Source organism: Streptomyces sp. NPDC042336, from assembly GCF_055581985.1.
The window spans coordinates 26,983-41,747 of the sequence record NZ_JBVJEA010000041.1; the positions used below are offsets into that span (position 1 = coordinate 26,983).

The 14,765-nt window shown below is 70.9% G+C and carries 11 protein-coding genes and 1 pseudogene; 6 read left to right on the plus strand and 6 right to left on the minus strand.

Annotated features, from left to right (window positions below; genetic code table 11):
* Positions 1-368: 368 nt before the first annotated feature.
* Positions 369-1,712: a hypothetical protein gene (locus tag ACZ6IM_RS39830; protein ID WP_469563968.1), complete on the plus strand. Its 1,344-nt coding sequence runs from the start codon at positions 369-371 to the stop codon at positions 1,710-1,712.
* 94 nt (positions 1,713-1,806) lie between these two features.
* On the opposite strand, the gene ACZ6IM_RS39835 is transcribed toward ACZ6IM_RS39830, so the two are convergent.
* Complete coding sequence (locus ACZ6IM_RS39835; RefSeq protein WP_469563942.1) at positions 1,807-3,168, minus strand: flavin-containing monooxygenase; 1,362 nt, start codon at positions 3,166-3,168, stop codon at positions 1,807-1,809.
* Positions 3,169-3,423: 255 nt separating this feature from the next.
* Between ACZ6IM_RS39835 and ACZ6IM_RS39840 the strand changes: the two genes are divergently transcribed.
* The 4 genes and pseudogenes from ACZ6IM_RS39840 to ACZ6IM_RS39855 form a co-directional block, all read left to right on the plus strand.
* Positions 3,424-4,038, plus strand: a complete 615-nt coding sequence (locus tag ACZ6IM_RS39840) for an ABC transporter ATP-binding protein (RefSeq protein WP_469563945.1) — start codon at positions 3,424-3,426, stop codon at positions 4,036-4,038.
* Positions 4,035-4,910, plus strand: coding sequence for an ABC transporter permease (locus ACZ6IM_RS39845; RefSeq protein WP_469563947.1), 876 nt, complete (start codon positions 4,035-4,037; stop codon positions 4,908-4,910). Before ACZ6IM_RS39840 ends, ACZ6IM_RS39845 begins: the two co-directional genes overlap by 4 nt.
* A 182-nt stretch (positions 4,911-5,092) precedes the next feature.
* On the plus strand, positions 5,093-5,614 hold the full coding sequence (locus ACZ6IM_RS39850) for a hypothetical protein (protein ID WP_469563950.1): 522 nt from the start codon (positions 5,093-5,095) through the stop codon (positions 5,612-5,614).
* A 118-nt stretch (positions 5,615-5,732) separates the two neighbouring features.
* A pseudogene (locus tag ACZ6IM_RS39855) lies at positions 5,733-5,864 on the plus strand (IS5/IS1182 family transposase); the annotation flags it as partial.
* 92 nt (positions 5,865-5,956) lie between these two features.
* On the opposite strand, the gene ACZ6IM_RS39860 reads toward ACZ6IM_RS39855, so the two are convergent.
* From ACZ6IM_RS39860 to ACZ6IM_RS39870, 3 genes are all read right to left on the minus strand, one after another.
* Positions 5,957-6,337 carry a CU044_2847 family protein gene (locus ACZ6IM_RS39860; RefSeq protein WP_469563953.1) on the minus strand — a complete coding sequence of 127 codons (381 nt, stop codon included), beginning with the start codon at positions 6,335-6,337 and terminating at the stop codon, positions 5,957-5,959.
* 80 nt (positions 6,338-6,417) lie between these two features.
* Positions 6,418-10,719 (minus strand): nSTAND1 domain-containing NTPase, encoded by a 4,302-nt coding sequence (locus ACZ6IM_RS39865; RefSeq protein ID WP_469563955.1) that lies wholly within the window; start codon positions 10,717-10,719, stop codon positions 6,418-6,420.
* Between the two features lie 248 nt (positions 10,720-10,967).
* A complete protein-coding gene (locus ACZ6IM_RS39870) occupies positions 10,968-11,354 on the minus strand; it encodes a hypothetical protein (protein ID WP_469563958.1) in 387 nt (128 codons plus the stop codon).
* Positions 11,355-11,871: 517 nt separating this feature from the next.
* On the opposite strand from ACZ6IM_RS39870, the gene ACZ6IM_RS39875 reads away from it, so the two are divergent.
* On the plus strand, positions 11,872-12,306 hold the full coding sequence (locus tag ACZ6IM_RS39875) for a hypothetical protein (RefSeq protein WP_469563960.1): 435 nt from the start codon (positions 11,872-11,874) through the stop codon (positions 12,304-12,306).
* A gap of 612 nt (positions 12,307-12,918) precedes the next feature.
* Here the strand turns inward: ACZ6IM_RS39875 and ACZ6IM_RS39880 are convergent.
* Both ACZ6IM_RS39880 and ACZ6IM_RS39885 read right to left on the minus strand, forming a co-directional pair.
* Positions 12,919-13,773: an XRE family transcriptional regulator gene (locus tag ACZ6IM_RS39880; RefSeq protein ID WP_469563962.1), complete on the minus strand. Its 855-nt coding sequence runs from the start codon at positions 13,771-13,773 to the stop codon at positions 12,919-12,921.
* A 508-nt stretch (positions 13,774-14,281) separates the two neighbouring features.
* A partial coding sequence (locus tag ACZ6IM_RS39885; RefSeq protein WP_469563964.1) for an HARBI1 family protein occupies positions 14,282-14,765 on the minus strand: 484 nt, incomplete at its 5' end.

The window sequence follows — 14,765 nt, forward strand, 5'->3', positions numbered from 1 at the left end:
CGCCCTCGCGGGCCGCGACCCGGGACACGGCCGCGCTCGCCGGGTACCGGGACCCCGCCGCGGCACGGGAAAACGAGGCCGCGAGGTGCGGAGAGCGGGTGGGCGGCGACCGTCGCTGAACCGTCCGGTACCCGCCCGCGGAGCCGGGACGGGCCGCCGCAGCCGGCCGACGCTGTCCCGGTCGCCGGTCATCCTGGTGAGCCGCCGGTCCCGGCAGCGCGACCGGCTCGGGTGGACGGGGCGCCCGGCCGCCGGAGTCCCCGCCCATCGCGCGCTGCCGTACCTCTGTCCCACCACCGGTGGTCATCGAGACCGCCTCGGCCCGAACGGGAGCCCGCACCCGCATGCCCGATTCCGAGCAGTCCACCGTGTCCGCCCCGCCCACCGCGCCGGCGGCCCCCTCTACGGGGTCCGGCCGGCCGAAGCGTTCCGTCCCCCCGCCCCGTCATCCCACCCACGCGGTCGACCGCGCGTTCCTCGACCTGGAGCGCCGCCGCCCCGACGTCCGCTGGGACGCGGGCGGCGTCGCGTATCTCAGCGGTCCGCCCCCGAGCCTGGCCGATCTGCGCGCGTACGTGGCGTTCCGGCTCGGTGAACTGCCGCTGCTCACCAGCCGGGTGACGGGAGGCAGGCGGCCCGGGTGGCAGCCGTCCGAGGACTTCCCCGTCGAGCGGCATGTGTACGAGGTGGTGGCCGCCGGACCCGCCGACTGGGACAGAGCCCTGCACAGCGCGCTCAACGCCCCGTTCGCGCCCGGCGCCTACTGGGGGGCCTGGCTGATCCACGGCCACGAACCCGACGCGTACGCCCTCTGCTACCGCTTCCTCCACGCCTGCCAGGACGGCTCGGCCGCCGCCATGACGTTCCGCGCGATGCTGGGCGACGGGGAGCCATCAGCGCGTCCACTGCCGGGCGGGAGCGGCGTGGCCGGCGTGCCCCGGCGGTTCGGCGCGGCCGCCGCGCTGGCCACGAGGTTCCTGGCGCGCACCTTCGCCGTGCGCGGACACCGCCCGGACACGGCCTTCGCCCCTACCGGCGAGCGGCGGCTGTGGCGGGGGCGCGTCCCCGTGGACACCCTGCGGCTGATCGGCGCCGGACGCGGTGGCTCGGCCCACGACGCCCATCTCGCCGCGCTGGCCGGGGCGTTGTCGGTGTGGGCGGCCCGCTCCGGCGTGCCACTGCCCAGGGTGACGGCCGTGCTGCCCGTCGACGCGCGGCGGGCCGACGAGGAGCAGACCTGGGGCAACCGCTGCTTCGCCCTTCCGGTCGACCTGCCGGTTGGCCCCACTCCGGGCCGCTCGGACGGCTCCCCGGACGAGGAGGCGCCGCTGCGACGGCTCGACCAGATCATGGCAGTGACCCGGAAGCTGCGGGGCCACACCTGGCGACAGGCCGTTCAGGACCTGGTCCGCTACATGCCGGACCGTCCCACCGCGTGGTACCTGCGCAGGATGCTGTCCCCCCGCGTCACCAACGTCATGGCCACGTCCATGCCGCTCGCCGAAAAGGGGAGCCTGGGGGAGACCCGGGTGACGGGGACGGCCCTGCTGCCGCTCCTCGTGCCGGGACACCTCTGCGGAGTGGGGCTGTCGTTCTTCGGCGACTGGGCGGAGGTGTCCTTCGTCGCTGACCGCGCCCTGCCGCTGGGCGAGCTGCTGCCGGAGCTGTGGGAACAGGCCGTGCGAGAGCTGGAGGAGAGCGTGCAGCGGTGATGAGCGGGTGTGCGGGCGCGGGCCGGGGCGCGGGCCCTTGCCGCCCGTGCTCGCACGTGGCCGGTCCGCCCCCGTACCGGCACGGGAGGGCTGGTCACACCGCGTCGGACACCGGAGCGGGACGAGGCGCGTCGGGGCGGCGAGCGGCGGCCCGGAGCGCTCGGCGCCTGCCCGCCCGCAGCTCCCGACGAAGGGCCCGCCGGTAGGCGCAGATGTCGATCTCGATTCCGTGCCGGTAGGTCGGCGCGTAGACCTTGTCGTGCCGTTCCCGCGCACGGGCGATCGACCGGGTCATCTCCGCGGGCGTCGGCAGAAGGACCTCCCCTTCGATCAGGTCGGCGATCCATTCGGCCTGCGGTTCGAGCAACGGGAAGGCCGCTCCCGCCGGTTGTGCGAGCCCCATGAAGAAGAGCCCGGGAAGCCGGGGCGGCACCGTGCGCAGATACAGCTCGGTGCGGCCGTCCGGCGCGGCGAAGACGGCGGGGTCCAGGAAGGGGAAGGACAGCGAGTACCCGGTGGCGTACACCACGGCGTCCACGGCCTCGCGGCTGCCGTCCGTGAAAGACGCCGAGTCCCTGCCGAAGGAGCGGATGCCGGGCTTCGCGGTGACCGCGCCCCGGGCCAGCTGGACGAGGAGCTCGTCCGACGTGGAGGGGTGGGCGGCGAGAGGCCGCCGCACCGGTTCGGGGAGCCCGTAGAGCGCGGGGGCCCCACGGGCCAGCCGCAGCAGGAGTGCCATCGCCGGGTTCTTGAGGAAGCGGGGCAGAGCGGCCGCCCTGCTCACCGCCCAGTGGTCCGCGGGCCGCCCGAGCAGCATCTTCGGGAACACGTGCGCCACGGTGCGGGCGGAGAGGAACGTCCGCGCCGCCGAACGGGAGATCTCCGCCGCGATCTCGCACCCGGAGTTGCCCATCCCGACGACGAGCACCCGCTGCCCGGCGTACGGCTCGGGGGAGCGGTAGGCGTGCGCGTGGACGGCGGAGCCCTCGAACACCCCGGCCCCGGGCACAGCGGGGTCCGGAAGACGCGGGTCCCAGTGGTGCCCGTTGGCCACCACCACCTCGGTGTACCGATCGGTGACCGCCTCCGCCCCTCCTCGGCTCCGGCGGGTGACCTCCCAGCCGCCGCCCTCCACAGGGCGCACGGAGGTGACCTCCGCGCGCAGTCCGATGTGACCGTGCAGCCCGAAGGTCTCCGCGTAGCTCTCCAGGTAGGCGAGGACCTGGGTGTGGTGCGGGAAGACCGGGTAGGAATCCGGCATCGGCAGCGAGGAGAAGGACATGCTCTCCTTGGAGATGTTCGCGTGCAGCGACGCGTACACCCCCGACATGCCGTTGTCGTTGCCATAGCGCCAGAGGCCGCCGATGCCCGAGCCCGCCTCGAAGCAGTCGAACGGGATGCCGCGCGAGGCGAGGACCCTGCTCGCGGCCAGGCCGGACGGGCCGGCTCCGATCACGCACGTTCTCCGCATGGCTGACCGGCCTTTCACGTCAGATGGGTACGACCCTCCGGGAGCCCGGTCACGGTAGCCGCCGCCACTGCGACCGAGGCGGTTTCGGGCAGGCTTCCCGCCGCACGCGTGACGCGCGGGCGCCAGGTTGACACCGCAGGAGGCAGCTCTCCCGGCTGCCGTTTCCCTCGCCCGGCCGACTCGTTGGGCACGCGCGGACCGGTTCCGCGGACCGCAGGCCAGGTACGACGGAGCGAAGCGATGGACGTCCACGATGTGCACCATTCCTACCGGCAGCATGCCGTCCTGCGAGGCGTCGGCCTCCGGCTGAAGCCCGGCACCCTGGCCGGGATCGTCGGCGAGAACGGAGCGGGCAAGACGACCCTGCTGAAGATCCTCTCCGGTGAACTCCGTCCGGACCGGGGGACCGTGCACCACAGCGGCAGGTTCGGATACTGTCCGCAGACCGTGGTGCTGGACGACTCCTTCACCGTCCGCCAGCATCTCGACTTCTTCCGGAGCGCGTTCGGCCTCACCGGGCTCGAACGGGCCGAGGAGGTGATGGAGACACTGGCCTTCACCGAGTACCTCGACCAGCGCGCGGGCCGGCTCAGCGGCGGCTCGCGGCAGAAGCTCAACCTGACCCTGGCCCTCATGCACGACCCGGACGTACTCCTGCTGGACGAGCCCTACCAGGGCTTCGACTGGGAGACCTACCTGCGCTTCTGGGAACTGGCGACCAGGCTGCGCGACGCCGGGCGTTCGGTGCTGGTCGTCTCGCACCTCGCGTACGACATCGACCGGCTGGACCAGCTCTGGCGCCTGGAGGGCGGGCGCCTGCACGTCCAGCAACGGCCTGCGGAGGCCGCGGCGTGAGGCGGCACCTGTCCCTGTTCGTCACGGCATCGCGCTACGCGCTGATCGGACACGCCCGCAACCGGTTCGCGATGCTACTGGTGATCGTGTACATCCCGGTGTGGATCGCCCTCGCCTATGTGACCATTCCCGATCAGCCCGCCCCCTTCCGGCTCCGGGCGACCGGCGAGGTGCTCTCCCCGCCCGGCAACCACCTCACTCAGATCACCGGCGCGCTGAACGCGGTCACCCTCATCGCAGGGTTCATGATGTTCGCGGCCACGTTCACCGGGGGAGCCTTCGACCGCCGGCTGGCGATGGCGGGCTACCCCCGGTACCACCTCGTCCTCGCCAAGTTGTCCGCACTCACGCTGGTCTGCGTCGCGATCTCCGTGTACGCCACCGCCGCCGCCGGGTTCGCCTGGACGCCGCGACAGCCCCTGCTGCTCACCGCCGCGCTGTTCGGCGCCGCCCTCACCTACGGCGCGCTCGGCGTGGTCTTCGGGTCGGTGCTCCGGCGCGAGGTCGAGGGCATGTTCGCCATCCTGATGATCAGCGTCCTCGACGTAGCCCTGCAGAACCCCCTCTCCAGCTCCGGGTCCGACAGTGCCGTCGTGCGTTTCCTCCCGACGTACGGGGCGGTTCAGGCCAGCATGTCCGCCGCCTTCTCCGACGCGTCGGGCGGCCGGGCGCTCCTGACCCAGTGCCTCTGGCTCACCGGCGCGTCGGCGGCGGGATTCCTGGTCTTCCGCCGACGTACCCGAAACGCGCTCCTGCGGCACAGGAAGCCATCGCTTCCGGCGTCCCGCGGCGCTGGAGCGACCGAGGGCCCCGGCGCTCACCTGCCCCCGGCTGAGTCCGGCCCGACGCCGGAAAGGGTGGGCCCCGCCTGACCGCCCGGCTGCCGGGGCCGTTCGGGGGACTCCGTCCGTCGCACGACGGCCGTCGACTCCGTGTGCGCCCCCTGTCCCGCCGATTCGCCCGTGACCTGGGCAGGCGGTGATCGTTCAGTAGCCGTCGGGCGCTGGATCGGTGCCCGGAACGACCCGTTCACCAGTGCAAGGAGCACCGCCCCATGTCTCTCTCGCGTACCGCCCGCCGCGCCGTCCTCACCGCGGTCCTGGTCTGCGTCTCCACGCCGGCCGTCCCCGCCACGGCACAGGCCGCTCCGCTGCCGCCCGCGTGTCAGGAAGCGCTGCTCGAAACACTCGACAAGTTCCCCGTCGTGGACTTCACGGTCCCGGACAAGGCCAAGAACACCATGACCGCCCAGGTGTTGGGGCTGAGCGAGGCCGACCAGGCAGTGTTCACCGAGGTGGCGTGCGCGGCCTGGAACACCTGGGCGACCCGGAATGGCCAGGCGGTCGCGACCGACCTGGACAGCCGCTACCGGAACGCCGCCGGACCCGTGTGCAACAAGTTCGCGAGGTCCGCACTGGCGACGATCAAGAAGTACGCCCCCAATGTCCCGGCCGAGACCAGGGAGATGGAGAGGGTGGCCAAGACGGTCTGGCGCGACTCCATGGAGAAGCTGGCCGCGGACGCCACCAACGCCGACTGTCGTACGGCCTACAACGCGGTGAAGGCCGGCTGGTAGCTGGGCGGCGCCTCTGCCATCCCGGGGCGTGCGGTGGTGTCGGCCGGGTTACGGCCCGCGCCTGTACCCGCGGATGCTCCGCGGCGCCGCTCGCCCGCGGCGAGCACTCCTGGGAATGGGAGCCGGCCCCTGGGTGACCACGCCGGTCAGACGTACGCCCCTCGGACGGATCTTCCGTTATGCCCGCTGCAGTCCGAAGCGGCTCTCGTCAATCGCCGCCGCCATCCTCACCCTGGAGCGGCAGCGCTGAAAAGGCTCAGTTACACGAGCGCTGGGGGGAGAGGGCGGCCATGGGCCTCCGACTTGTCGGTGTCAGCATGATCGAGGCTTGCCGCTGGTGCTTCAGGTTCCGGGTTCCTGGTTCTGTTCCGGTTTCCAGGTGGCGGTGACCGTCAGGTGTGCCTGTCCGCTGCCACTGACGATGCCGAGTTTGAGGTCGTGCCCGAGCTGGACGCCGAAGGTGACGGATACTTCGGTGGGCGGGGTCGCCCCTGTGGTGATCGCGTCGTGCACGTCCTGGACCAGCGAGCCAAGGGGTTGCAGCGTGGTACGCAAGGCGTCGGCGGCGACGGCGGCGGCCGCTCGCCCTCGCCTGGAGACCGGAACGAGTGGGCCGATGCCGTCCGGTGCCTGCTCGGCGTCGGAGGTGGGACGCTCCGCGGGCCGGATCAGGAAGTGGACCGTGGTTCCGTCCGAGAGAGCGAAATCCTGTGAATCGGTCATGTGGATCATTCTGCAGGAAGGACCCCGACCGGACAGTGATGTTGCCGGACTCGGTCGCAGGATCTTCTCGTGCCTCCAGGTCAGGTGCAGGGGGGCTGTTCCGGGGTTCCGTCCGGCAGCAGTTCACGCTCGGCGGGGGTGTAGTCGCGGGCCGCGACTTTGCACAGGGCGCGGAACTGGGCCTCGGGACGCAGGTCGAAGGTCCTGCGCCGCAAGGTGAAGGATTCCTTCACCCCTCCGATGAGTACCTCCAGACGGTTCCCCTTCACGGAGGCCACCGCTTCTTCGGGGACGTTCAACGTGGTGGAGTTCTCGGCGTCGTTCAGGTCGTGGATCGTCACCCGGCCTTCCTTGTAGGTGAGGACCCGGTCCCCGGCACCGACGCCGATCATGTACCCGTCCGCGGAGCCGGTCGCGCTGCCGGGCAGGGGCTTGCCCCGGTCGACGTCCCACACCCGGACCTTCTTGCCGCTGGTCTGGACGGCCAGACGGGTACCGCGCTCGTCGAAGGCGAGAGGGCCGGGTGACGGGTCGTCGCTGCTGACGAACGGCGCTGAGACTGGCAGCCCCGTCAGGGTCTTGATGTGCCTGGGCGTGCGAAGGTCCCACAGCAGGATGTCGCCGAACGCGGCGCCGCGCCGGGTCACCGCCACGACCTGCCCGGGGTGGTGCGGCCGGGGGACGAGTCGGCCCTCGGTGAAGATGTCGTCGAGGGTGCCCATGCCGGACCGGTCGGGATCGGGGTGGGCCGGGACCGGCCTCGTCAGGAGGGCCCCGTTGGCTGTGTCGACCCGGGCGAGGCGTCCGTCGAGCGTCAGCAGGGCGACCTGGCTGCCGCCCAGGGCGGCGACTTCCTCCACTTCACCTCCCTGGTCGTACTCTTCCTTCTCCGCCGCCTTCGCTCCGGGCAGCGCACGGTCGAGAGGCACCTTGTCCTTGAGGCTTGCTGCCGGGTACGCGGCGAGCAGGTTGCCGCCCCTGCTCCATACCACGACCCGTCGTGAATCTGCGGTCCAGGAAAGCGTCCAGGACGGCGCGTCGTCGATGAACGGGAGTGGCACGGACTGCGGCCGGGCGCCGGACGTGTCGACGACCTGCAGGTTGCGCTGGTCCGCGATGGCCATGAAGCGCCGGTCCGGGGACATGCTGGTGGCCGCGTCGCCGTGCGTGGCGGGGAACTGTTCGCGGTCATAGCGCTCGGCACGCACGACCATGAGCGCTGTACCGAGCGGTACCAGGACCGCCGTCCCGCCGTCGTCGCGGGGCACCACCGCGAGGCCCGCGTCGGAGAGTTCCGTGTCGCGGGCGCTGGGAATGCGGGCGATGTGGGTCTGCCCGGTACCGAGGTCGGTCAGGATTCTCTCGTCGTAGAGTCCCTCGTCGGTGCCGCTCGAGGATTCGTTCGACGACACGTGGAAGCGCTGGGTGCTGTCCGCGCCCCAGCGGACGTCGAGCAGTTCGGTGCGACGGCCGGGGGCGGTCCCGAGGGGCCGCGCGTACGCGTTGTCACCGTTCAGGCCGATGAGAAGTTCACCACCGGCCGCCAGTCTGAAGCTCGAGTCCAGGTTGTCCTTGACGGTGGCGCTGTATCGCAGCCGGGAGGTGCGGAGGTCTCTGATCTCGAGGCGCTTGTGGCCCAGGTCGGGGGAGCTGATGACCGCGACGGAATCCGGGTCGGAGGTGAAAGCCGCCTCCTGCGCCCCTTCCTCGGGGACGAGCCCCTCCGATACGCGGATACGATCACCCGACTCGGTCTCCCATGCCTCGGCGAACGCGGGCGGGCACTTGGGGAGCGGGGCGCAGCTGCCCGAGGGCCTCACGGTCAGCAGTAGTCGCTTGCTGTCGCTGCTGAAATCGAGAGTGCTGTTCACCGTTCCGGCCGATGTGTGGACTACGGACAGCGGCTCGGGGCGGAAGGAACCGTCCAGCCGCCACAGGAGCACGACATCGGATGAGCTCGTAGCGGCGAAGAAGCGGCCGTCGGGGCTAAGAGCCTGGTCGTGGACCAGTCCTTTGGGTACGCCGCTCAGCTCCTGTGCTCGGGGCGTGCCGCTCAGGGCGTCGGTGACTACGGTGAACCTGGGGTTGTCGCTGTTTCGCGTCGATGTGACCACCAGTACGCGACCGTCCGGAGTGGACGTCATGCCCGTCGCACGCCCCTTCCAGACCGACGGGTGACTGGCCAGCAGGTGCTGCCCGCGGACGTACTGGTTCAGCAGGACCTGGCGGGTCGTGGCGGTCGGCCGGGCGTTGTAGGCGGCCAGCGCGAGTTGCAGGGCCGTGGCGGGATCGTCCGGCGGGCGCGCCTCGGAGGCTTGGGCGAGGAGGCCCGCCGCCTGGAGACGGAGCTGCTGTTCGGCACGCTGCAAGCCCCGCCAGGTGGAGAGCGCCAGGACGACGGAGAGCGTCGTGAGCACCGCGAGCACCCCCACTGCGCCCCTGCGCACGCGAATCCTGCGCCGGGAGTGGCGGTGGCTCAACTGAATGTAGGTGCGCTCCTCCGCGGAGACGTCCTGGCTGTGTCCCTCGAGTCTGAGGTCTGCCTCGTCCAGGTCCGCGCCGCTGAGCAGGCGCGCGGGATCGCTCTTCCGCGTCTGCCAGCGGCCCATGTCAGCGCGCAGCTGCTCCTGCCAGGCGCGGAAGTCCCGGGACTCCACGAGCCAGGTCCGAAGGAGCGGCCAGAGTTCAGTCAGTGCTTCGTGTGCCAGGTCGACGATCTCCTCCTGTCCGGATTCCCCCGGGGCGTGCGAGAGGACGAGGAGTCTTCCCGATTGCGTCAGCTCGCGAACAAGTGCGAGGAGTTCGGGTGCTAGATCGGTGGTGCGGACGGGTCTCCGGGCGAAAGCGTCGCCGTCACCCGGCCGGGCCAGCTGCGCGAACAATCGGGGAGCAAGCTCTTGCTGTTTGCGCGACAGCTTGCTGTAGACACCGTCCGCATGCTTGGCCAGGCCCCCTGCAATGCCTCCGAACGCGTCGTAGGCGACATGGGTGAGCATCGAATTGCTGCGCTGGTGCCACAACTCGGTCAGGGCGAACTGGACCAGCGGCATCCGTCCGGGTTCGTCGCCCGCGTCCGCGATGATCCTCTCGGGCAGTCCCGGCTCGAACCACAGCCCCGGCACGGCATCGACGGGAGCAGTCACCGCGCGCTTCAAGTCGTCGTCGCTCAGCGGCGCAAGGAACTGCACGGCATCACTGACGATGTCGGACGTGTCGACCGTCACCACTGCGTCGAGAGAGTCGGGACGCGCCGTGGCGACAACCCGCAGGGCTGCCGGGCCTCGCCGGCCGACGAGGTCTGAAAGCATGCTGAACAGCTCGCGAGCCTCGGCGGGCACGGCGCGTGCGTACTCCTCGAACTGATCCACGAAGAGCACGTGCCCGGCGCTCGGGCCACGGGCCAGGATCCGTTCCCGCAGCGCCGCGAGGACATCCGGGCCGTCGGCGAGGAGCCAGGCCAGTTCGTCGGCCCTGACGAGGTGTTCGATCTCGCTGAGCCCCGGTTCCAGGATATCGGTCAGCACGTGAGCGAGAACGGAGGTCGCCCGGGCGCCTGGGACGGGACGCAACTCGGACACGCCGGCACCCTGGTCCCGTAACCGAGGCAGCACTCCGGCCCCCACCAGGGAGGATTTCCCGCATCCTGAGGGCCCGACCACCAGTACCACCGGCCTTTGGTCAAGAGCCTCCAGCACCCGGGTGGTGTCGGCGCCACGACCGTGAAAGAACTGCGACTGTTTCTCGGTGAAGGGCTCCAGTCCCTGGAATGGGCAATGTGCCGGCATGGTGTGCTCGTCGATCAGGTCGGCCGACGGCAGTAAATAGGCGGTACTCTCCCCTCGGTGCGCGGCCACGGTCATGCCGACGACCCCGCCCTGGACGTCGTCCCACACCGGGGACCCGCTGAACCCCTCCGTGACGCGGGGCCCGGGCAGGTGCGCCTCCATCTGCAGGAGCCCCGCCGCCATGCCGGCGCGCAGAGTGCCCCGCACCCAGACTCCGTGATCCGCACCGTTCGGGTGCCCGAACGCACGGAACGGGTGCTCCCAGACTTCGGCGCCGTCGACGAGTCGCACCGGCCTCGCGCCGTCGACGGGCTGGTCAAGCCGCAGCAGCGCGACATCGGCTCGCCCGTGGCGCCAGGAGACCACGCTGGCCCGCGCGGAGGGACGGGCGGACAGGAGCGGGAAGTCGAGATTCACCGCCCCGTCAGGGGCCTGGTCCGCAGGTGCCGGGAGAGCCAGGGCCTCCTCGACGACGTGCGCGCAGGTGCACACCAGGTCCGCGGCAACCAGGAATCCGGCACCGGCCACGTCTCCGTGGACCGAGAATATCCGCACCTGGGAGGCCCCCAGAACGTCACTCCGAAACTCCGCGGCCATGACCCTGCTTCCCTTCGCCTCGGGACAACGTACTCACGATCCACCGCCACCACGGAAAAGCCAACTCGCCTCGCTAGTACCACTCTTGACGTCTGGAGGCGTGCGTCGGCCGCCGAGGCGTGCTGAGGCCGTCGGTGCCGGTACGAGCGCGCCGCAGGGGTCGGCAGGCCCGCGGAATCCGGTCACAACGGTGTTGTTGAATCCTTGGCGGCGCCAACGCTGCCGATCGTACAGAGCTGGATGCGGCCCTACTCGGTCGCTGCGGCGTGCCTCTTCTTTGCCCGCCGCTTGTCGGGTGGCGGTGGTTCTTCGCCGGAGGCGCCCTTGTTCATCTGGGCGCTGGCTTCCAGAACCCGGTCGATGATGCGGCGGCGCATCTCACTCTCGGGGTCCTCGCCCAGGTTTTGGGCCAGGCGCTCTGCCGTCAGGTAGTAGCCGGTTAGGACCGGCTGCTCGAAGTAGCGGTTGAGCTGACTCAGCGTCTGCCCGTACATATGCAGGTAGGTGCGGTTGAGGAAGGCGGAGAGCGCCGCGGCGACGCCGGCGATGGCGGCGACGAATACCTTGGTCCGGCCGTTGGCGAAGTACAGGCCGGCGGCGAAGCAGCCCACGATAACCAGCAGGCCCAACCCCATGGCCCGTTGCGAGGAGTGACGGTCGACGACTCGCCCGCTCCCCGTTCAACGGAGCTCACCCCCGGTGTCTGCCGCCCGGCTCGAAGGGCCGGTGGAGAACCCAAGACGGGGTGCCCAGGGCTACCGCCAGTCGCTCGCAGCACCAGGAGACGGCCCGACCGTCTCGTGTGGACCCGTTGATCGCGGAGGCGGTGGAGCGGCAGTCCGCCGCGATGCGGGAGCTGAGCCGCCGCGCGTTCCCCGAGCCGGACGCCGCCGCCCTGCACCGGGTCCGGCAAGAGCGCCCGGCCCCGGGCGCGATGACTTTCGCCCGCGGCCGTCACTCCCCCTCAGCTCGGGCTCATTCGTGGTGCCGCGGCGGATTCCGGCACCGTCCGGACAGGCTGTCCGCTGTCCGGGACATGTCCCGGACAGGCTTCCTCTGTACTTCGCTTCCCGGGCCGGTCACCGTTCGAAGGCAACCGAAGGGCCCGGCCGTCTTCGCGGTGGGGAGACGGCACTACGAGGGGAGAAACCCATGTGGGGAGCAAAGAAGGCGGCGCTCGCCGTCACGTCCTTAGCGGCTGGCATGACACTGGCCCTGCAGCCGTATGCGGCATCGGCGGTTACGGCATCCATGATCCTCGGCTCCAGTTACGAGGGCTGTAACGAGATGGAGGGCGACTACGACTATGTCGCCGACGGCTCCGCGGGCGGCAAAGTGAAGTACGACACCGCCGGCTGGGCGCGGCACTCGTACTACGCGACGTGTGACAGCTGGAACGATGGGCCAGGAGTCTTCCAGTACACCGGCTACCGTTACCGCTCCGGCGCGTGGAGCCAGATCCCCTGGACGTCGCTCCGCGACAGCACGGGCCAGTACGACTTGGTGTTCAACGACGTGCGCGACATCAGGTTCCGTGTCTGCAACCGGACCGGCGGCAAGGTCACCGGCTGCGGCCTCGTCAACTGATCGAGCAGGAGCGCCGCGGCGTACCCGCGTCCCCGCCCGTCGGCCGGTCAGGATCACCGGCGCGGGCGGGGTGCCGGGACGTATACGGGGGAGACCTTCGCGTGTACGGGGGGCGCGCACTCCGGGTCGGCCATCATCAGGCGGGGCGGGCGCGGTGGACGGCCTCCCACGCCCTGCCGCACCCGAGGTCGGGCTGGGTGGCATCCAGTTGGCCGCGTCCGTGGTGCTATGCGGTGAAGCCCATGTTCTCCCCCTGGTCAGGTCGTCGGTGGTCCTTTCTGCGGCTGCAAGCGGTTGCGGCCGCAGACGTCTCCTTCACGAGGGTCGCCGGACCCTCCCAGCGTGCTGCGCGCCAGCGCTGAGGGGTTGCGAATCGTCGGAAACCGAACCTGCCTCGCCTCGCAGCACAGTTCACTGTGCGGAGGGAGGCGGGTCCTGCCGCGGTAGGCACAGGGCGGTACCCCGGTCCAGCCTGCCGGCCGGCTCCGCACGGGTCCGACGGGTCGGAGACACCCCGGAGGAAGAGCGTGGCGTACCACTCACTCAGCCTGTCGGATGACGAACCGCTGGTCGGTCGCGCCGGTGCATGGTTCTTCGGCCGCCTCGGCTCCCTCAGCGGTGTCGTGGAAGGCGATGCCGATGCACCGGCTGCTGTTGGCCGGGCGAAGCCGGAACCCCCCGGCGTTGTCGGCGGCGGGAGTCTCCAGGTGGAACAGGGTGGCCCGGGTGCAGTCGTTTCGGGGCTCGAGCAGGCCCCGTGCTCATGACCGTCAGGCATCCTTTCCCTTCCTGGGGGTGGTGCCACTGGATGCGGTACAGATCCCCGCCGGCCGGTTCGAGGTAGGTGCGGGGCACGGTGGCGCGGGCGCAGGTGAGCTGGACGGCGACGGCGCTGGCGTAGGCGCCGTGGCGGTCGCGTCCTTCAGTCAGGCACAGGTCGAGCGAGCGGGCGGGGCGGATGGTGACCCAGCCGCCGGCGGGAGTCCGGGAAGGGGCGGCCGGATCATCGGAGCTGCCGGCCAGCAGCCCCCAGGCACCCAAGGCGAGTGGCAGGACCATGAGTGTGGCCGTGAGTGCGAGCATGCGGCCTTTGGTCCGATGCGGCTGCGAGGCCGTGGAGTGTTCGGTCTGCGGTTGGACTGCGGTGTCGAGCCCGGAGCCCGGTGTCACGGCCGGTGCGGCAGTGATAGCTGCGGCGATCCGGTCTCTGGCGTCCAGCCAGGCTCCGACCCGTTGCCCGTCCCCGCAGGCGCGGACGAACACGGTCAGCACGTTGGGGCGGGGCAGACTCGTCCGGCGCAGGATGTCGGCCAGTGTGCTGCGCGCCAGCACGTCACCGTTTCGGGCGGCCTGTTCCTCCAGCTCGCGATACGTCCGTCCCGAATGCTCCTTGAGCTGCCGCATCGACTCGACGAAGCCAGCAGCGTCGTGTGCGTCGTATGGCGATGGCTCCCCCAGGTTCCCCACGAAGGTCACCTTGCCGCAGTCATGACACAGAGGACAACGATGGATTCCGCCATGCCCGGCTGTCCGGGACGCATCCCGGGCAAGGCCGTGACTAGCCCTGACAGCCCGCTTCTGTCCGGGACGGCCGACGGCCGTTGCCATGCCCCGTCAGCGGGCCAGCAGTCTCTGTGGTGCCCCGACCGGACCGAGGTCCTCATCGGCGTCGGTCTGTGCTGTCAGCGGAGTAAACACCCCGCTCCCAGGTGCCGTCGACGGACCACATCCGCGACTCCGAGGGCAAGACCGTGCGCGCCGCCACGACTGCGGAGGGGATGCGCAGTGACCGGCCCGGCCGCTCCCCGGCCTGTCGGCGAGCGGATGATGCAGCTTCTGGTCGCATCCGTCGGCGCAGCATCCGAGCCGGCCGCCGACATGGCCGACGTCGCCGCCGCAGCCGCCGGGGGTCCAGCCGCAGGCGTTCCCGCAGGCAGAAGTCGAGTCGGCGCGGCGCCTGTGTCACTGAGCTCTTTCAGCGTTGCCGCTCCAGAGTGAGGACGTCTGCCGCGATTGACGTCATTCGATTCGGGCTGCAACGCGCCTTGCGGAAGATCCGCCACCGTTTGAGTCGTGCCGGCCCGCGCTCGACCGCTGCGCGGGCCTGGGACAGCGCTCGGTTGACAGTCCGCTGCGTCGGGGACAGCTCGCCTCTGGGCGGGCGACGCCGTGGCGTGGTCACCCACGGTCCCGCGCCGATGTAGGCGCAGTCGGCCAGGACCGGGACTCCTTGGCGTTCACAGATCCGGATGATCCGGTGTGTGCGGGCGGCGGTCAGGTCGTGCGTGCGGCCCGGCAGTGCGGGCGAGATCCACAGCAGTGCGCCGGCCGGGTCGGTGACCAGCTGCAGGTTCACTCCGTGCGGGCGGTGCTTGGCGGAGTAGTCGGCCCGGCTGTCGCCGACCCGGTCGCACTCCGCCAGGGTTCCGTCGAGCAGGACGTACTCCGGGTCGCTCTCA